Source organism: Streptomyces sp. Z423-1 (assembly GCF_013009255.1).
In the GTDB taxonomy this organism is placed as follows: Bacteria; Actinomycetota; Actinomycetes; order Streptomycetales; family Streptomycetaceae; genus Streptomyces; species Streptomyces gossypiisoli.
The window spans coordinates 1,723,685-1,742,459 of record NZ_CP053109.1; the positions used below are offsets into that span (position 1 = coordinate 1,723,685).

12 protein-coding genes and 1 pseudogene are annotated in these 18,775 nt (G+C 70.3%); 6 read left to right on the forward strand and 7 right to left on the reverse strand.

Annotated elements, in window-relative coordinates:
- Positions 1-100: 100 nt before the first annotated feature.
- Together HJD23_RS08070 and HJD23_RS08075 are read right to left on the reverse strand one after the other, a co-directional pair.
- Positions 101-2,623: an amino acid adenylation domain-containing protein gene (locus HJD23_RS08070; protein WP_171111123.1), complete on the reverse strand. Its 2,523-nt coding sequence runs from the start codon at positions 2,621-2,623 to the stop codon at positions 101-103.
- Positions 2,624-2,661: 38 nt separating this feature from the next.
- Positions 2,662-5,247 carry a Pls/PosA family non-ribosomal peptide synthetase gene (locus HJD23_RS08075; RefSeq protein WP_171111121.1) on the reverse strand — a complete coding sequence of 862 codons (2,586 nt, stop codon included), beginning with the start codon at positions 5,245-5,247 and terminating at the stop codon, positions 2,662-2,664.
- Positions 5,248-5,545: 298 nt separating this feature from the next.
- Between HJD23_RS08075 and sbnA the strand changes: the two genes are divergently transcribed.
- Positions 5,546-6,589 carry a 2,3-diaminopropionate biosynthesis protein SbnA gene (sbnA, locus tag HJD23_RS08080; protein WP_171111119.1) on the forward strand — a complete coding sequence of 348 codons (1,044 nt, stop codon included), beginning with the start codon at positions 5,546-5,548 and terminating at the stop codon, positions 6,587-6,589.
- On the opposite strand, the gene HJD23_RS44690 is transcribed toward sbnA, so the two are convergent.
- Positions 6,580-7,287, reverse strand: coding sequence for a 4'-phosphopantetheinyl transferase superfamily protein (locus HJD23_RS44690; RefSeq protein WP_277347800.1), 708 nt, complete (start codon positions 7,285-7,287; stop codon positions 6,580-6,582). The genes sbnA and HJD23_RS44690 overlap by 10 nt on opposite strands.
- Before the next feature lie 46 nt (positions 7,288-7,333).
- On the opposite strand from HJD23_RS44690, the pseudogene HJD23_RS43620 reads away from it, so the two are divergent.
- A pseudogene (locus tag HJD23_RS43620) lies at positions 7,334-7,441 on the forward strand (pyridoxamine 5'-phosphate oxidase family protein); the annotation flags it as partial.
- 35 nt (positions 7,442-7,476) lie between these two features.
- On the opposite strand, the gene HJD23_RS08090 reads toward HJD23_RS43620, so the two are convergent.
- Both HJD23_RS08090 and HJD23_RS08095 read right to left on the reverse strand, forming a co-directional pair.
- Positions 7,477-9,171, reverse strand: coding sequence for a DUF2264 domain-containing protein (locus HJD23_RS08090; protein ID WP_171111117.1), 1,695 nt, complete (start codon positions 9,169-9,171; stop codon positions 7,477-7,479).
- 64 nt (positions 9,172-9,235) lie between these two features.
- Positions 9,236-10,279, reverse strand: a complete 1,044-nt coding sequence (locus tag HJD23_RS08095) for a rhamnogalacturonan acetylesterase (protein ID WP_171111115.1) — start codon at positions 10,277-10,279, stop codon at positions 9,236-9,238.
- A 191-nt stretch (positions 10,280-10,470) separates the two neighbouring features.
- Here HJD23_RS08095 and HJD23_RS08100 point away from each other — a divergent pair, with 191 nt between their 5' ends.
- Positions 10,471-12,153: a rhamnogalacturonan lyase B N-terminal domain-containing protein gene (locus HJD23_RS08100; RefSeq protein ID WP_171111113.1), complete on the forward strand. Its 1,683-nt coding sequence runs from the start codon at positions 10,471-10,473 to the stop codon at positions 12,151-12,153.
- A 3-nt stretch (positions 12,154-12,156) separates the two neighbouring features.
- Here HJD23_RS08100 and HJD23_RS08105 read toward each other — a convergent pair whose 3' ends face one another.
- Both HJD23_RS08105 and HJD23_RS08110 read right to left on the reverse strand, forming a co-directional pair.
- Positions 12,157-13,569 carry an RICIN domain-containing protein gene (locus HJD23_RS08105; protein WP_171111111.1) on the reverse strand — a complete coding sequence of 471 codons (1,413 nt, stop codon included), beginning with the start codon at positions 13,567-13,569 and terminating at the stop codon, positions 12,157-12,159.
- A gap of 1 nt (position 13,570) precedes the next feature.
- Entirely contained in the window at positions 13,571-14,650 is a 1,080-nt protein-coding gene (locus HJD23_RS08110) for a glycoside hydrolase family 43 protein (RefSeq protein ID WP_171111109.1), read from the reverse strand.
- Positions 14,651-14,822: 172 nt separating this feature from the next.
- Here HJD23_RS08110 and HJD23_RS08115 point away from each other — a divergent pair, with 172 nt between their 5' ends.
- From HJD23_RS08115 to mmuM, 3 genes are all read left to right on the forward strand, one after another.
- Entirely contained in the window at positions 14,823-16,919 is a 2,097-nt protein-coding gene (locus HJD23_RS08115; protein ID WP_171111107.1) for an autotransporter, read from the forward strand.
- A gap of 222 nt (positions 16,920-17,141) precedes the next feature.
- Entirely contained in the window at positions 17,142-17,801 is a 660-nt protein-coding gene (locus HJD23_RS08120; protein ID WP_171111106.1) for a 1,4-alpha-glucan branching protein, read from the forward strand.
- 9 nt (positions 17,802-17,810) lie between these two features.
- Positions 17,811-18,743: a homocysteine S-methyltransferase gene (gene mmuM, locus HJD23_RS08125; RefSeq protein ID WP_171111104.1), complete on the forward strand. Its 933-nt coding sequence runs from the start codon at positions 17,811-17,813 to the stop codon at positions 18,741-18,743.
- Positions 18,744-18,775 lie beyond the last annotated feature (32 nt).

Sequence of the window (18,775 nt, forward strand, 5' to 3'; positions counted from 1 at the left end):
CTTTCCGTGGAGTTCTTTCCGTGCGGTTCTTTCCGTGCGGTTCTTTTCGTGCGGTTCTTTTCGTGCGGTTTTTCCGTGGGGTTGAGGCAGCGACCGGCGATCAGGTGAAGGCCGGTGGTGCGGTGGAGTGCCGGTGGGTCGCGTCGTCCAGGAACCGGGCCAGGTCGGTCAGGACGGGGTGGCGGATGACGTCCTTGAGGGACACCGCGCGGTCCAGCGTGATGGCGAGCTTCACGGCCGACAGGGAAGTGCCGCCCCGGTCGAAGAAGTTGTCCCGCCGGTCGATCCGGCCCTGCGGGATGCCGAGCACACCCGCCCACGCGGCCGCCAGCCGCTGCTCGGCCGGCGTATTCGGCGCCTGGACACCCGCCTCTGCGTCCTGCAGCTGCGTGGCCAGGGCCGTCAAGGCCTTTCGGTCGATCTTGCTGTTCGCGGTGAGCGGGAGGCTCTCCCGCCAGTGGACGGCGGACGGGACCATGTACGCGGGCAGTGATGCGCCCAGCCGAGCCAGCAGGACGTCCGTCTCCAGCGGGTGCGCAGCAGTGTAGAAGGCCACCAGGTGGGTGCTGTGGTCGGGCCGTTCGGCGACCACGACGGCGCTGTCACGGACCCCGGGCACGCGCAGCAGAGTGTTCTCGATCTCGCCGGTCTCGATCCGGAAACCGCGGATCTTCACCTGGCTGTCCCGGCGGCCGAGGAACTCCAGCGTGCCGTCGGGCCGCCAGCGGCCGATGTCCCCGCTGAGGTACAGGCGCGTGCCCGCACGGTGGGGATCGGGCAGGTAGGCCGACCGGGTGCGCTCGGGGTCGTTGACGTAGCCGCGGCCGACGCAGACCCCGGAGAAGGCGATCACGCCGGGCGCGCCGAGCGGCACGGGGTTGAGGTGCTCGTCGACGACGTAGACGTGCACGTTGTTGACCGGTCGGCCCAGCGGGACCCGGTCGGTGTCCGGTACCCGGTCCATGATCGCGTGGTTGGTGTCGTCGCTGGTCTCGGTCAGCCCGTAGGCGTTGACGAGCTTGATGTGGGGCTGGGCGGTGAACCAGCGCTGGGCGAGTTCCTTCTTCAGCGCCTCACCCGTGACCGACACATGCAGCAGGTCCGGCAGGTCGCGCGGGTGTTGCTCCAGGTAGGCCAGTACCACTTCGAGGTACGAGGGGACGACCTGGAGCACGGCGACCCGGCCGTCGACGATCTTCTCGACGAACCGCTCGACGTCGAGGATCGCCTCCTGCTCGACCAGCAGGGTCCGCCCACCGACCACGAGTGCGCAGACCAGTTGCCACAGCGAGATGTCGAAGCACTGCGGCGCGGTCTGGGCCACCACGTCCCCTTCGCCGATCTCCAGGTCGTCGAGCTTGGCGTAGAGGTGGTTGAGCATGCCCGCGTGTTCGCACATCGCGCCCTTGGGCTCACCCGTGGAGCCGGAGGTGAAGTAGATGTAGGCCAGCTGGTCGGCTGCCACGTCGACACCGGGATCGGTCTCGGGGTGGTCCTCGTCGTGGGCGGTCTCGACGTACAGGGTCCGGACGTCGGGCAGCGAGGCGAGGGCCGGGCGGAGGGTCGTGGTGGCGGCCGGTTCGGTCACCACGAGCCTGCATCCGGCACGGGTCAGCATCGCCTTGATGCGTTCAGCCGGCAGATGCGGCTCGATGGGCAGGTAGACGCCGCCGGCCTTGAACACCGCCAGGACGGCGGCCAGCCAGTCCAGGTTCCGCTCCGTCACCACCGCGACGACGCCTTCCCGGCGCAGTCCTCGGGCCCGCAGGGCTCCGGCCAGCCGGTTGGCGCGGCGGTTGAGCTCCTGGTACGTCCACTGCCGGGTGCCGGCCTGCGCGGCGACGGCGTTCGGGTGGAGCCGTACGCGCTCCTCGAACAGCTCGTGCACCCGCCGCTCCGGCAGGTCGCGGCGCGGCCCGGCCAGCCCGTCGAGCTGGAACCGCAGCTCCTCCGCGGACAGCAGGCTCTGCGCCGCATGGTCGGCATCCGGGTCGGCGGCGATCAGCGCGAGCGCGGTCAGGTGATAACCGGCGACCCGGGCGGCGTAGCCGCGGTCGAAGACGTCCGTGCGGTAGCGCAGCCGCAGTGCCGGCCCGCCGTCGCCGTGGTGCTCGATGCCCAGCCACAGCACGGTGTTCCCGGCCCGCTCGCCCCCGGTGTCGGTGTTGTGGCTGCCGGTGGGATCGAACTCGGTTTCAAACGGTGCTTCGCTCACGCCGAGTTCGCGCCTGAGGTCGTCCACGGGGAAGTCCTGGTGGGCCGACAGGTGCGAGACGACGTGGTGGGTGTCGTGCAGCAGGGTCCGCCACGAGCCGGCTCCGGTGGTCAGCCGGCACGGCAGCGGCCGGCCGTCGGCGGCGACGTAACCGGTGGTGACCTCGCGTTCGCCACTCAGCGTGGCCAGCACCTTCGCGTGCGCGGCCAGAGCCACGCTGCTCAGCGGTATCGCCAGGTCGTCCGCCAGCCGACGCAGAGCTGTCGCGTGGCCCGCGGGCACAGGCGCCCGGTACTCGGCCAGGCCGGTGACCGGCTCCCTGGTCCAGCGCGGAAGGGGCGTCAGGCCGCTGCCGGCGGCCAGGACACCGTGCCAGAACTCTCGACTGGTGGGGGCGTTGCGCGTCATGGGGGTCTTTCCTCTGCTCGGTGTTGAGGGGCGCGGCGTCACACGCTGCCCAGCGGGATCGGGGCAGGGGCGCGTCGCGGGTGGCCGGGGGTTCGGGTTGAGGGGGTGTCGCCGGGCAGCGGCAGGGCCGGGTTTCCTCCCCACCGGGCGTGCTGCGGGACCTGTTCGCCCTTCATGAGGAAGGAGTCGCAGGCGAGTTGGGCACCGTCCGCCATCGTCACGCCGTAGTGGACGAACGCGCCGACACCGAGAGTGCAGCCGTCACCGATCGTGGTGCGGTCCGACTTGAAGGCGCCGTCCTCCTGCGAGTGGCACTGGATCACCGTGCCCGCATTGAGCGTGCAGTCGTCCCCGATGGTGACGAGGGTCCGCTCGGGGACAGTGCAGCCGTCGTCGAAGACCCGCTTGCCGATCCGCGCACCCAGGAGCCGCCAGACGACGCTCTTGAACGGGGTCCCGTTGAAGAAGGCGATGTATTCGGCATGGGCCATTTTCCAGAAGCGTTCATGGCGCCAGAACGACGGATCGTAGATCGAGCAGTTCAGCGGCTTCTGGGTCTTGAATCCCGTGACGGCCCGTTCGGCCAGCGCGAAGTGGACGACGGTGAAGACCAGGGTGAGGACAGTGGCCAGCGCGACCGCCGACGCGCCGAGGGCGGGGTAGAGGGCTTCGGCAGCCAGGGCGATGAGGATGACGGCGAAGAGGTGGAGCCACCGCGCCAGCAGATACACCCCCGCGGTGACGGCATTGTGCCGGTTCTTCGCGGCCAGGCGCCGGCGCAGCTCGCTCCCGCTCTCCAGTTCGTTCAACCGGGTGTCCCTCAGCACCGTCCGCGGAATGGCGAACGGCGGCGAGCCCAGCAGGCCGACGTCCTCCCGCATCTCCCCGTCGACCGGGACCATCACCTTCGTCGCGAGCAGACAGTTGTCACCTGTCCTCGCGCCCGAGGGATAGGCGATGTGGTTGCCGAGGAAACTACGCGCCCCGATCGAGACCCGGGACATCCGGAAAGCAGTGCTGGAGAATTCGGCATTGAGGACCGACAGACCGTCGGCGACCATCGTTCCGCTGCCCACCGAACTCAGAAACGGGCTGTCGTGTTTCACTTCGGTGCCGAAGTTGGAACCGGTCTGTATGACGGGCGACAGGCGGTAGCCGAGACAACGCAGGTAGTGGACGATCGCGGAGCTGTCCCCGAACAGCCTCAGGAAGAACTTACGGTTGGTCAAAGCAGCGATGGCACGCTGCAGTCCGTAAGGGAATCCGTAGAGCGGATACACCCTGTCCGGCTTGACCGCCAGATTCAGCAGGCGCGGCAGCGTGCCCTGCATGACCAGCCCGGCGAGAGCGGCGCCGAAGAGCAGCACGAAGGACGCGGCCAGCGCACGGAGACAGAACGTCCCACCGGTGAACGCCGAGGGCCCGGCATCGAGCGGCGCCCTCAGCTGGGGCAGTGCGGCGAGCAGCACGCTCATGCCGCCGGCGGCCAGCGGCAGATACACCAGCAGCAGTGCCAGCAGCTGCCCGATCGCGTAGCGGACCTTCCGGCCGGTGGAGCAGTCGGCGGCGACGGCCGCACGGAAATCGGTGGTGGTGGGCTCGGCCGGCGACCCGTGCCGGCGCTCCCCGGCAGGCACCACCTGACCGGTGTGCAGGCTGGAGGCGTGCCCGAGCTGGGCCCGGTCGCCCATCGAGGTGCCGATGTCGAGGACGGTCTGCTCGGCCACCAGAGCATCCCTGCCGATCGTGACCGGGCCGGTCTGGATGAGACCGGCGTGCGCCCGGTAGCAGGAGAAGAACACGTCCTTGCGGATCACCGTGCCGTCACCGATCGTGAGCAGATCGGGACACACGGGAATGTGCGTGGAGAAAATCGCGACATTCCGCCCGATCTTCGCACCCAGCGCCCGCAGATACAGCACGTACAACGGTGACGCCGTGAACAGACGCGCGGGACTCGTGCGGATCAGGGTCTTCACCAGCCACCAGCGCAGATAGCCGAGGCTCCACACGGGGAACTCACGGGGGGTGAAGCGACCGATCAGCGTCCACTTCGCCACGATCGGCAGGGCGCACAGCCCGGCAAAGCCCGCACCGCCCACCAGGACGGACCGCAGATAGACATCGAGGGGACCCGAGCCGGCGCCGACCCACTCGTAGCCCCGGACCGTGGCCAGGGCAGCCAGGTAGACGTACCCGAGAAACACCAGCAACTGGAGTACTCCACACAGCACGTACTGTCCTGTGCCGACCCTCGCCGCCGTCCCCGGCTCCGCGACGGACGCCGTAACGGACGCCGTAACGGACGGGTCCGGCTCGGGGGGCCCGGCACCGGTGAGCGCGGCAGTCAGGCTGTTGACCGTGGGATACCGGTAGACGTCCTTCATCGACACGGACGGCAGATCCGCCCGTTTCCTCACCCGGGCGCAAAAGCGCGCCATCACCAACGAATCAGCACCCAGGTCGTCGAAGAAATGGCTGTCGGCCGACACACCTTCCACTCCCACGACATCGGCCAGCACATCCACCAGAAGCCGTGCGGTGTCGGCCGCCGGGCCGGGGAACCTGTTGTCCGGCCCGCTGTCGGGCCGGCTGTCGGGAAGTGCTGAGGAGAGGAAATGCATGGGGTCGTCCATCTGTGAGTACGCGCGGTTCGCTGTCGGGTCGGTCCGCGAAGGGCCTTGAGCCTTCAGCGGCGGGTCGGTGAAACCCGCCCCTTCAGTAGGCCCGCCCGGCAGGCGCCCGTCATGCCCCTGAATTTCGTACCTTGACACCGCGCAGCAGCAGCGTTATCGGACCGGCGCACTTATCCGTAATCGGGGGTGGTGTCAAGCCCCGAGATTCGGTGGCATGACATCGGCCGCGGTCAGGCCGCGTACTGGAGGAGTCCCGACGCCACCGTCAATACAGAGGAGGACGACCGTGCCGGTCATATCCACCCCGCAGGCCTTCAACCAGGACGACCTTTACGTCGACCTGGAGGCGATTCTCGGACAGCGGATATTCCTCAAATGCGAAGGATTCAATTTCGCCGGCTCCATCAAGCTCAAAGCCGCCGCCGCGATGATCGAGGCGGCCGAACGCGACGGTCGGCTCACGCCCCGTTCCATTCTGGTCGAATCCTCGTCCGGCAACCTCGGCGTGGCGCTGAGCATGATCGCGGCCAACAAGGGCTACCGGTTCGTGTGCGTCACCGACTCCCGCTGCAACCTGCCCACCCGGCTGCTCATGGAGGCCCTCGGCAGCCAGATCCACATCGTCACCGAACCCTCACCCACCGGCGGCCTGCTGGGCGCCCGCATCGACCACGTCCGCGCCCTGTGCGCCTCCGACGACCGCTATGTGTGGCTCAACCAGTACACCAACCCCAATAACCACAGGGCTCACTACCGCACCACCGCCCCCGCCATCGCCCGCCACTTCCCCGACCTCGACGTCCTCTTCGTCGGAGCCGGCACCACGGGCACCCTCATGGGCTGCGCCCGCTACTTCCGTGCCTGGCACCGGCGGGTGCACATCGTCGCCATCGACACCGAAGGCTCCGCCACCTTCGGGCACACCCCCGGCCGCCGCATGATCCCCGGCCTCGGCACCAGCATCCGACCCCCGCTCCTCGACAGCTCGTACATCGACGAAGTCATCCATGTGAAGGAGGCCGACACCATCCGCACCTGCCACCAGCTCGCCCGACGCGGCTTCGTCTTCGGCGGCTCCACCGGCACCGTGGTCAGCGGCGCCAGCCAGTGGCTGGCCCGATACCGGCAACAGCACGACCGGCAGCCGACCGCCGTCGCCATCGCCCCCGACCTCGGCGAGCGCTACCTCGAGACCATCTACCAGACCAACTGGGTGCAGGACCTCTACGGCGACGACGTACTCGGCTCCGAGGCACTCACCACCACCGTCCCGAAGAGCGCCCCCGCCAGGAACAGCGGCCTCGGCCTCGAACGTGTCCCTCAGTCCTGAACGGCGACCGCGGCAGCGTGGCCGTCGCCCACCGCCACGTCCTCGATCGTCCAGCCCGGCACCTTCGCCACGGCACCGGCCGTCCCCAGATAGTCCAGCGACATGGCACGTCCCAGCCCCACGCCCAGTCCTTTGAGATAGGCCTCCTTACGCGCCCACACCCGGGCGAACACCGCCGGTCGGTCGACCGCCCGCACCGCGCGCAGCTCCGCCGCCTCCTGCGGATGCAGGGACGTCCCCACCTCCTGCGCCACCTCAAGTGCCGGAACCGCCTCGATGTCCACCCCCACCGGCACCGGAGCGAACGCCAGCAGACAGAGCCCATCACTGTGAGACAGCGAGAAATGCACCGGATCGCCCCGCACCCCGGGACGCCCATGCGGCTCACCGCACGACGGACACGGCAGCCGCCGGAACGGGACGTCGGCGGGCGGAACACCGAGGTACGCACCCAGCAGCAGACGCAGCCCCACATGCCCCGCCAGATACGTGTCCCTGTCCTGCGCCCTCCGCAACGCCGCCGCACGCTGCTTCTCGGCCCCATCCAGCACCGAGTCGGCCAGCCGGGCCACCACCGTCCGGAACGCCTCCGCCCGCACCAGCCAGAGCCCGGGCTCCGCGGCCGTACCCGGCGTTCCCGGCGGCCGCTCCCAAGCGCCGTCCCGCAGCTCCACAGGCCGTCGCAGCCCACCCGCCATCACGCGCACAGCATACGAAGACCGGGGCAGCAGCGGCCCGAGGCCGGAGCCCTACCAGTACTTCCTGATCCGGCCGCGGCGTATCCGAGCGTGGCGTGAGGCGAACGAGCTGCGGGGACGCGACCTCATGCGCGACGCCCGCCGGCTCGGCTGACCGCCGCGCGGGAACACACCGACCGAGCCGACGAGTCAGGCGACCGGGCCCACTTCCACTCCGAAGGCGTCCAGCCGGACCCGCACCTCGGATCCGGCGCTCCACCGCACCCTCAGCTCCCCCCGCCCACCGCTCCGCACGGTCACCGTCTCCCCCAGCGGCACGGGGTCCGGTTCGCCGGTGAGCCGCGCCAGGGCGGCGAAGAGGGTGGCACCGTCGTCGCCCGTGACCCCCGTGAGGGAGTCGGTGAGGCCGAGGACGGGGAGCAGCTCGGACCGCACGCCCTCCCCCGCCGCCCACCCGGTGACCCGCACCGGGGTTCCGGGCGCGGCGCCCGTCACCAGGTGCGCCCGCACCTCCGCGGCACCGTGCGCGAGCACCACGCTGGTCACCTGAACCCCGTCCCCGACCGTGTGCCGGGAGGCCGCCCAGCCCTCACCCACACCCAGCGGCACGATCTCCGTCCGGCTCGCGTCCTCCCCGACGATCACACTGTTGTCGTACGACGCCGAAGGCTCCGTCACGGTCGAGTAGGCGAGGCGCGTGTAGTAGGGGTCGTAGCGCACGTCCTCGCTGCCGTGGTTGTGGAGGCGGACCAGGCCGTCCGAACGGGTGGACTGGAGCAGCCAGTTGGGCGGGCCGATCGGCGTGACCGCGTCGGCGCGCTCCGCCGGACCCGGTTCCTCGGGCGCCGTCCACACCTCGTGGTCGGCGGGCAGGAGGAGGCCGAGGAAACCCTTACTGGCCCAGTACGGGGACGCAGGCCCCGAATACCCTTGCAGCAACGCCTCCTGGGGGCCGTGCCAGCCCAGGGTCAGCAGCCCACGCTCGTCCACCGCGCCCCGGTCCAGGAAGTAGCGCAGCGCACCCGACGCCAGCCGCCGCGTCTCCCCCGGCGACAGCGGGGTGTGGCCGCTGAGCACGCCGAGCCACAGCGGGGCCGTGGTGGCGAAACGGTAGGTGAGGGAGCGGCCCTGGTGCATCGGGGCGCCGTCGGCCCCGAACAGGCGGGAGTAGTCGGCGAGGTGCCGGGAGAGCCGACGGCCGTAGAGGTCCAGCCACCGGTTGTCGTCCGCGAGCCAGGCGTGCAGCACCGGGTAGAGGTGCATCGCCCAGCCGTTGTAGTAGTCGAACTTGCGGCCGTCGCCGTCGGTGTACCAGCCGTCCCCGAGGTACCACTGCTCGATGCGCTCCAGCCCCCGCTCGATCGCCTTGCGGGACGCCTCCGTCTCGTAACCGATGTCCTCCAGGAATCCACCGACCGTCACCGGGAACAGCTCCCAGTTGCACGGCCAGGGCTCCGCGGTCAGCGCGTCGGCGAGCCAGGCCGCCGCCCGCTGCCGTACGGGCTCGTCCAGCCGGTCCCACAGCAGCTCGCGCGTCAGGCGCAGGGCGAGGGCGATGGACGCCGCCTCGACCAGGGGCTGGCTACGGTCCTGGATGCGGGGCCAAACTCCGCAGACTCCGGCGGCGAGTCCCTCGGCGTACCGTTCGAGCGCGGTCCCGTCCCGGCGGAAGGCCGCCAGCAGCAACGTACGGGCGTAGCCCTCCAGGCCGTCCGAGAGCCTGCCGGACCAGCTGGTGTGGTCGCCGGGCAGATCGTAGAGGGCGTGGTCCTCGGTGGCGTACGGCTCCACCGCGGCGAGCAGGGCGTCGGCGGCGGCCTCCCAGTGGGCGCGCGTGTAACCGGTGTACGGGCTCAGGGTGCGGTCGTCCGGGGGCAGATCCATGGTGCAGGTCTTCCTTCCAGCTGGACCTGGAGCGCCCCGGTTCCGGTCGGGGCGCTCCAGGAGTTCATCCCACCCGTACCTTGCCCTGCGGCACCAGATGCTGAGCGATGAGTTCGTCCCGGACCAGGCCCGCGTAGACCGTGGCGCCCTGCACGGAGGTGTGCGTGTTGTCCCGCTTCTCGTTGTAGAGGTACAGCGCCTTGGACGCCTCCACGCCCAGCGTTTCCACCAGCGTCTTCGTCTTCGCCGTGAGGTCGATGAGGGGGACGCCCTTGGCGTCCGCGACCGAGCGGGTGACGGCGGGGTGGTCGACGCCGAGGCCGTTGACCAGGAGGGCGATGCCGTTGTTCAGGGTGCCGTCGGAGTTGAACCAGCGCCGCACGATGGGCGTGACCAGCACCGGACGGCCGCCCTCGGCGCGGACGCCGTCCACGAGCGTTTCGAGGTTGGCCCGGTAGGTGGCCTCATCGGTGGTCTTGTCGTTGTGGGCGAGCTGGATGAGGACGAGGTCGCCGCGGCGGATCTGCGGCTGGACGGTGGCCCACAGCTGCGGGTTCTGCAGGTAGGTGACCGTGCTTTCGCCGGAGTCGGCGTAGTTGGCGACGGAGATGCCTTTGCGCAGGAACTGCGGCAGTTGCTGGCCCCAGGCGGAGTACGGGTCGCCGGGCTGGTCGCAGACCGTGGAGTCGCCGACGAGGAAGATCTGCCGGGCGTGCCGGGCGGGCGTGACGCTGATGTCGGCGAGCGCGGGCGCCGCGCCGCCGAGCGCCAGGTCCAGGCCCGCGGCGCCGTCGGCTCCCGTCGGCTCGCCCTCGGGCGTGCGGACGTTCACCGTGAAGCTGCGGGCCACGCGCCGGCCCGCCGGGACGGCCGTCTCGGGGAGCAGGGAGCGCCGGGTCTCGCCGGTGACGGCGGTACTGGACGGCTCGTCTCCACCGAGGACGATCCGAACGTCGTACGTGCCGGGCGGGACGTCGAAGTGGCAGGCGGTGGCGGTGCAGTTTTCCGGGCCGAGGGCGGTGGGCCGGTCGTAGGCCTGGGCCGGCACGGCCGTCAGGAAGGTGGCGAGGGCCAGCGCGGCCGGCGCGGCAAGGGTGAAACGTCTCATGGCGGCTCCCGGGGCAGGTCGACAAGGCGCGCGGCTCGGACCGTACAACGTTTCAGCAAGCGCTTTCTAGCCCTCTGCGCGAATTCCCATCATCGCCAACTTCCCGCCTGCGAAAGCCCTTTCGCGAACGCGATTCGACTGTCACCCTTCGCAGCACCCGCACTCCCCCCACACATCCCAGGAGGCGACCCATGTCCTCAGCCACAGACGGGCCCCGCGTCCGCCCGGCCCTCGGCCGCCGCGCCTTCGTCGTCGGCGCCACCGCGGCCGCCGCCGGCGCCGCCCTCACCGGCACCGCGCGGGCCGCCGCGTTCGGCTGGAGCGACGACGGCACGAACTACGTCGTCGACACCGGCGCCGACCTCGTCTTCAAGGTCCGCAAGTCCAACGGCGACCTGTCCTCCCTGGTCTACCGGGGCACGGAGTACCAGGGCTACGGCGGCATGAACTCGCACATCGAGTCGGGCCTCGGCAGCTCCACGGTGACGATCAGGCAGTCCGGCTCCACGATCCTGATCTCCGTCGCCCACGGCACGCTCCGCCACTACTACGCGGCCCGCAGCGGCGAGAACAACGTCTACCTGTGGACCAACAAGGCCGACACGTCGGTCTCGGCGACCCGCTTCATCCTGCGCGTCAGGGCCGGTCTGTTCCTCAACGACGAGCCCGACTCCTACACCTACGCGCCCACCGCCATCGAGGCGCGGGACGTGTTCGGAAAGTCCGACGGTCAGACCCGCTCCAAGCACTACTCCCGGCTGCGGGTCATGGACTACGACTACATCGGCTGGACGACCGGCAGCGTCGGCCTCTGGATCGTGCGCAGCAACCACGAGAAGGCCTCCGGCGGCCCCTTCTACCGCTCCCTCCTCCGCCACCAGAGCGCGGACGGCGGCGGCCTCTACGAGATCCTCTACTACGGCCAGAACCAGACCGAGGACCAGCGTTTCGGCCTCCAGGGCCCGTACGTCATCGCCTTCACGGACGGCGGGGCGCCTTCCCCGGCGCTGTTCCCGGGCACCCTCACCACCGCGTGGGCGGACTCGCTCGGCATCTCCGGGTACGTCCCGGCGAGCGGCCGCGGCCGGGTCGCGGGCGTCGGGATCAGCGGGCGGGACACCGCGTACCCGTACACCGTCGGGCTCGCCAACTCGGCGGCGCAGTACTGGGGTTCGGCCCGGACATCGGACGGTTACTTCTCCATCGGGGGTGTCCTTCCGGGGACGTACACGCTGACCGTGTACAAGGACGAACTCGCCGTGTACACGGGGCCGGTGACGGTGAGCGCGGGCGCGACGACCGCCCTCAACACGATCGCCGTCCCCTCCTCGAACGACCCGTCCAACGCGAGCGCGATCTGGCGGATCGGCGACTGGACGGGGACGCCCAGCGGCTTCAAGAACGCCGACCTGATGACGTACGCCCATCCGTCGGACGTCCGGGCCGCCCCCTGGACCGGCAACGTGGTGATCGGCAGCGGCAGCGAGACGTCGGCCTTCCCCTGCTACCTCTGGAAGGACGTCAACAGCGGGATCGTCGTCTACTTCCGGCTGACCGCCGCCCAGGCAGCCGCCGCGCACACGCTGCGGATCGGTGTGACGACTGCTTATGCCAACGGCCGCCCGCAGGTCGTCGTCAACGACACCTGGACGTCGGCGATCCCCGCACCGCCCACCCAGCCGAACACGAGGTCGCTGACCAACGGCTCGTACCGCGGCAACAACCACACGTTCACCTACAGCGTTCCGGCGTCCGCCTGGCTGACGGACACCGGCGCGTACAACACACTGAAGATCCACGTGGTGAGCGGTTCGGGGACGACGTCCTATCTCAGCGCGGGCACGGCGATCGACGCGATCGACCTGCTCGCCTGACCGTCACGTTCCGCGTGTCCACTGCTGGTTCGTTCCTCCGTTGCAGGTGTAGGTGATCAGCGCGGCGGAGTTGGCGGTGGACGCGCCGTTCACGTCCAGGCACTCGCCGGTGGTCCTGGCCCGGATCAGCCAGTAGTTGCCGGAAGCGGTCACGCTCCACTGCTGGTCGGTGGCGGCCGTGTTGCAGTTCTCCTGGGTGACGGCGGTCGCGTTCTCGGTGAGGCAGAGGCTGCTGTTGCGGACCATCAGCTGGTAGTAGCCGCTGCCGACGGACTTGAACCAGAACCTCTGGTTGTTGCCGCCGTTGCAGGTGTACTGGGTGAGCGCGGCGCCCTGCCACAGTGACTGGTTCGGTACGTCGGCGCACTTGGCGCTGTGCCGGGCGATCAGCGTCTGGTACGTGGCGCCGGCACCGCTCACCGTGCCGGCCGCGGCGTCGATGGTGACCTCCGGCGACCAGGACATCGACATCGATCGCGAGGTGGGGAAGGTCAGCGGCAGCCAGACGTAGCGGGAGTCGTTGACCCTGCCGCCGAAGGAGTTGCCCCAGCGGTCGCCCAGGTAGAGGTACGCGGTGCCCGACGTGCCCTGCACGGGCAGGACGTACGTCGTCTGCGAGCCGTAGGCCGTGGAGTCGCCGACGTTGGTCATCGCCGTCCAGGGGCCGGTGATGCTGGTGGCGGTGGCGTACTGCTGCTGGTTGGGACTCCAGCCGGTGGCGCCCGAGGTGAGCATGAAGTAGACGCCGTTCCGCTTGAACAGGGCGGGGGCCTCGCGGTGGCCGCCGTGCCAGGGGTCGGCGACCAGGGCGGCGATGCCTGTGTAGTCGCTGGTCAGGCGGTAGATGTGCAGGTCGTAGTTCTCGCGGGCGGCGGAGATCATGTAACCGGTTCCGTCGGTGTCGACGAAGACCGTGATGTCCCGGGACATGTGCTGGCCGAGCGGGCGGAAGCTGCCCTGCCAGGTGTAGTCGCCGTCGACGGTGTCCGAGACGGCGACGGCCGCGCGGGCCTCGCTGTAGTCGGAGCCGTTCTCCTTGTGCATCCACATCACGAACTTGCCGGTGGACGCGTTGTACATGACCTTGGGCCGCTCGATGTTGGCGACGGCCAGTTCCGGGTCGGTGGACTGGGTCAGGACGTGGTTCCTGAACTCCCAGTTCTTCAGGTCGGTGGAGCGGTAGGCGTCCACGTACCGGAAGGTGTTGTCGGCGTTGCGGTGCTCGCCGAACCAGTAGTAGTAGGCGCCGACCTTGATGATGCCGCCGCCGTGGGCGTGCACGGGGGTGCCCGACGTGTCGGTGAACTGCGTGCCGTTGGTGATCGTCTGCGGCGCGGCGCTCGCCGGGGCGGCGGTGACCAGAGCACCGGCGAGCGCGCAGCACAGGGCGAGGAGGAGCGCGTACAGGCGTCTCATGTCACGCTCCGCGCGGTGCGGTGTCGGCGACGGGGATGCCGAAGTCCGGGGTGCCGTCCGGCTTCCAGCCCAGGGTCTGCACGCGGGTGTGGCGGTTGGGGTCGTTGAGCGGGTCGCCGTTGATCTCCTTGTACTGGCGGGCGTGGTAGACGAGGACGTCGGTGCGGCCGTCCTCGGCGACCGTGAAGCAGTTGTGGCCGGGGCCGTACTGCTGGGTGGTGTCGTTGCTGGTGAAGACCGGCGTCGGGGACTTGGACCAGTTGGCGGGGTTCATGAGGTCCGCGTTCGCGGGGGCGGTGAGCAGGCCGACGCAGTAGTTGTGGTCGGTGGCGCTGGCCGAGTAGGTCATGAAGATGCGGCCGTTGCGCTTGAGGACGTACGCCCCCTCGTTCACCTTGAAGCCGATGCACTCCCAGCCGTACTCGGGGGTGGAGAGCCTGATCTGCGGGCCGGTCAGGGTCCATGGGTTCGCCATCTTCGACAGCCACAGGGCGGTGTTGTTGTCCATGCCGGGCTCGTGCTGAGCCCAGGCGAGGTAGCGGGTGCCGCGGTGGGTGAACGTGGTGGCGTCGAGGGAGAAGGTCTCCCAGGCCGTCTTGATCTGGCCCTTCTCCACCCAGGTTCCGCGGAAGGGGTCGGGGTTGGAGTTCTCCAGGACCCAGATGCGGATCCGCCACACGTCCTCGGCGGGGGCGGCGGCGAAGTAGATGTACCACTTGCCGCGGATCCGGTGCATTTCCGGGGCCCAGATATGGGCGCCCATGTCACCAGTCGGGTGAGCGCGCCAGATGACGGACTCGGCGGCGGTCGCGAGACCGTTCAGGGTGCGGGAGCGGCGCAGGATGATGCGGTCGTACTCGGGGGCGGTGGCGGTGAAGTAGTAGGAGCCGTCCTTGTGACGGGTGATGTGCGGGTCGGCGCGGTTGAGGACGAGCGGGTTCACGTACGGACCGGCGGCCTTCCGAGACGGCGCTGCTGCTGCGGTGGTGGCGGGGGCGGCGGCCAGGGCGCCCGCGGCGAGGGCGGCGCCCTTCAGTACGAGTCGGCGGTTGGGGGCGGGCAGGTCGTCGGCGCGGCTCATGCGGACTGCCTCTCGTATGCTCGACGGAGTCTGTTCGACATTTCGCACAACATCTGTCATTCCGAACGCCGAAAAGGTAAAGGTGTGTTACGGGGAGGTCAACGGTTCCGACGGGACAAAGTGCGGCGGCGAATTTCTGTTATCGGCCGACGTCCCGGCCGTCTCCCCTCACGTGCGCAGCCAAACCCACAGAACAGCAGCGGCCGTCGGCGCCCTCGCGGCGGTCGCCGCCCTGGTCACCGCTCCCCCTTCTTTCGCGGCCGGTCCGCGGGACGTCACCGCGGACGTGCTCGCGAACCGGGACGTGACGCTCGCCGGCGACACGGTCGTCGTCGTCCCGTCCGGGCAGACGACGTACAACGGCGTCTTCCGCGGCGAGGGCACGCTCACGGTGCGCGGCACCGGCACGCTGGTCCTGACCAGGGACAGCGACTTCACGCTGCCGAAGTCCCGGCAGCGGCAGAAGGTGAGCATCCTCGGCGGCAACCACCCGTACGTCACCACGACCAACCCGGACCCGCCCGCGGTCACCGTCGAGCGCGGCGCCACGCTCCAGTACGGCAACGGCGGTACGACCGGCCTGATCGGCCACTTCCCGTACGGCACGCCCGCGTTCCGGCTCAACCAGGACAACATCCGGGTCGACGGCACCCTGCGGCTGTCCCTGAAGAGCGCCTACAACCTGGGCACGATCAGCGGCTCCGGCCTGATCAGCCAGCCGAGGTTCCTGTGGGGCACCTGGGACCTCTCGGGCACCCACCCCTTCTCCGGGGTGATCGACAACGGTACGCAGGTCAACGCGGGACGGCCGGAGTTCGCGACGTCGCTGCCGAACGTGCGCAAGATTCTCAACCAGGGCACGTACACGGTCGACACCCCACTCGGCCAGACCGTCACCATGGGGATGGACTTCTACCAGCGGGAGTACGGCAGCGACATCAACGTCCAGTCGCGGCCCGGCAGCAAGGTCGTGCTCACCGGCCAGTACAGCTGGTCGGACCAGGGCGGCGACACCGACCCCTCGCTCAGCGACCCCGCGCTGAACTGGACGCCCGCGCGCAAGAACGTCAACAAGCGCGGCACCAACATCAAGGGCGCGAACGTCCAGTGGGGCGACGGCACGACCAACAAGATCTTCATGCCGGGGACCGCCGAGACCGTCTACATCAACCTGCTGGCGGCTCGGTCGCGTTCACTGCTCACCTTCGACTACAACGGCCCGGTGACGCTGGGCGCCCCCATCGGCGGCGGCCAGTTCCACGACACGCTGGCCGCGCCCGGCGCCGGTGACGTCGTCATCGCGGGAACGCGCGGGAACGACGTGACCTTCGCGGCGAAGCAGTACTACGACGGCTCGACCACCGTCGAGAAGGGCGCGGTACTGCGGCTGGGGTCGGGGCAGGGCGACGGCTCGCTGTGGATGGACGGCGAGCTGTGCCGGGTGGTGAACGACGGCACGCTCGTGGTGCGGAACGCGTCGACGCCGATCTCGCTGTCCCGGGTCAGCGGTTCCGGGGCGTTCGTGCAGTCGGGTGCGGCCACGACGACGCTGGCCGGGAGCGGGGTGACGTACACCGGGACCACGACGGTCGAGAAGGGCACGCTGGCGCTGAAGTCCGGGGCGACTCTCGGCCGCAGCAAGGCGATTCGGCTCACGTCGCCGGGCGCCCGGCTGGACGTGGGCACGTCCGGACTGCGGGTGACGACGACACTGACCGGCAAGGGCACGGTACGGGGTGCGGTGACGAACGACGGTGTGGTGGCGGGCGGTCTGACGGTGACCGGGGGCTATACGCAGCGTGCGAAGGGCCGACTGGTGCTCCAGGACAAGCCGTTGAGGGTGACCGGGGGCGAGGTTCGGCTGGCCGGGGAGGTGGACCTTTCGGCGGCGGGCAGGTCCTCGGCCCGCGAGATCACGCTTCTCGACAACGCGGGGCGCGGAGCGACGAAGGGCGCGTTCTCCGGACTGCGTGAGGGTACGGAGGTGAAGCCGGCCGACACCGTGTACCGCATCAGTTACCGCGCTGGCGACGGCAACGACGTCGCCCTCACCGCCGCCGCGAGCCCGTCGGCTTCCCCGTCCCCCGCGTCGGCGGCCGGCTCGGCGGACGTCGGCACGCGCAGCGCGAGCACCGCCGACGACTCCGGGTTGGGCTGGTGGCCGTATGTACTGAGCCTCGGCCTGCTGGGCGGCCTGCTGATACCCGCGACCCGACGCACGCGGGGCGGCCGGCGCAGGGGCGGCGGCAGGCATGCGGCGCACCGTTAGGTCCTGTCGTCACATTCCCGTCGTCCGCCGGGAGGCGGGCTCGGCGGCGTCTGGTGCGTGCGATCGCAAGGCGGCGGGCCGCCCGCGTGGCGGAGTCACGTGGGCGGTTCGGCAACGCGGCGAGCGTGCGTGCCAGGCGTCGCCGGGCAGGCGGGAATATGACGACAGGGCCTAACGTCTGCCTCAGAGTCCGCGTCCGCTCAAGGGAAGAGATCCTTCGGCATGGCTGTCATCCACCGCACCGTCCTCACCCCGAGCAAACTGGAACTGCTCAGCTCCTGGCTGCCCTCCCGCCCGTGGTACCGGGGTGGCACGGGCGGGCCGGAGCTGGCGAAGGCCGGGGGCTTCCGGCTGGACGACCCGGAGGGCGAGGTCGGGATCGAGTTCATCGTCGTCACCGATGCCTCCGGGCCCGACCTGATCACCTACCTGGTGCCCCTCACCTACCGCGGTGCCCCGCTCGACGGGGCGGAGCACGCTCTCGTCGGCACCATGGAGCACGGGGTGCTGGGGCGGCGCTGGGCGTACGACGGCTGCCACGACCCCGTGCTGGTCGCCCAACTGCTGGCCCTGATCGAGGGGCGGGCGCAGGCTCAGGACCAGAATGTCAGCGACCTCCCCGACCGGGACGTCGTCGCCGCCTGTACCGGCGAAGGCTCCGTCCCGACCGGCTTCACCGCCACCGACCACGAAGAAGGCACCGCACTGACCGCGCCGCACGGCAGGACCCTCCGCCTGCACCGGGTGCTGCAGCCCGCCCCGGACGGTCCGTCCGTTCCTCCGCAGGGAGCGATCGGACACGTCACCGGCTCCTGGCAGATGCCGGACGGCACCCGCACCCGGGGGATGCTCGCCGTCCTGGAGACCGCCACCCGGGCGTAGCCTCGACACATGACCAGCGACACCCCCGCAGCCCCGAGCGGCCTCGCCGACGCCCTCGCCGCCGGGACGGTCGTGCTCGACGGCGGCATGTCCAACCAGCTCGAATCGGCGGGGCACGACCTCAGCGACGAGCTGTGGTCGGCGCGGCTGCTCGCGGAGCGGCCCGAGGCGATCACCGAGGCGCACCTCGCGTACTACCTGGCGGGCGCGAACGTGGCGATCACCGCCAGCTACCAGGCCACCTTCGAGGGCTTCGCCAAGCGCGGGATCCGTCACGAGCGGGCGGCCGAACTGCTGCGGCTCAGTGTGCAGTTGGCGCGGGAGGCGGCGGAGCGGGCCCGGGCGAAGGGGGTCACGCGCCCGCTGTGGGTGGCGGCCTCGGTCGGCCCGTACGGGGCGATGCTCGCGGACGGCTCGGAGTACCGGGGCCGCTACGGGCTGACGGTGCCCGAGCTGGAACGCTTCCATCGCCCCCGCCTGGAGGCGCTCGCGGCCGCCGCGCCGGACGTCCTGGCGCTGGAGACGGTGCCCGACGCCGACGAGGCGACGGCCCTGCTGCGGGCGGTGCGCGGACTCGGGGTGCCGGCCTGGCTGTCGTACACCGTGGCCGGTGACCGCACCCGCGCCGGACAGCCGCTTCAGGAGGCCTTCGCCCCGGCCGCCGACGTGGACGAGGTGATCGCGGTGGGCGTGAACTGCTGCGCGCCGCAGGACGTCGACGCCGCGGTGGAGACGGCGGCGCGCGTGACGGGCAAGCCGGTGGTCGTCTATCCCAACAGCGGGGAGACCTGGGACGCCGAGGCCCGCGCCTGGAGCGGCCGCGCCACCTTCACTCCCGAACAGGTCGAGGGCTGGCGATCCGCCGGGGCCCGGCTGATCGGCGGGTGCTGCCGGGTGGGACCGGAGACGATCACCTCGATCGCACGCACGCTGACGGCATGACCCGCGGTCGGGAGCCGTCGGCGACTTGCGCA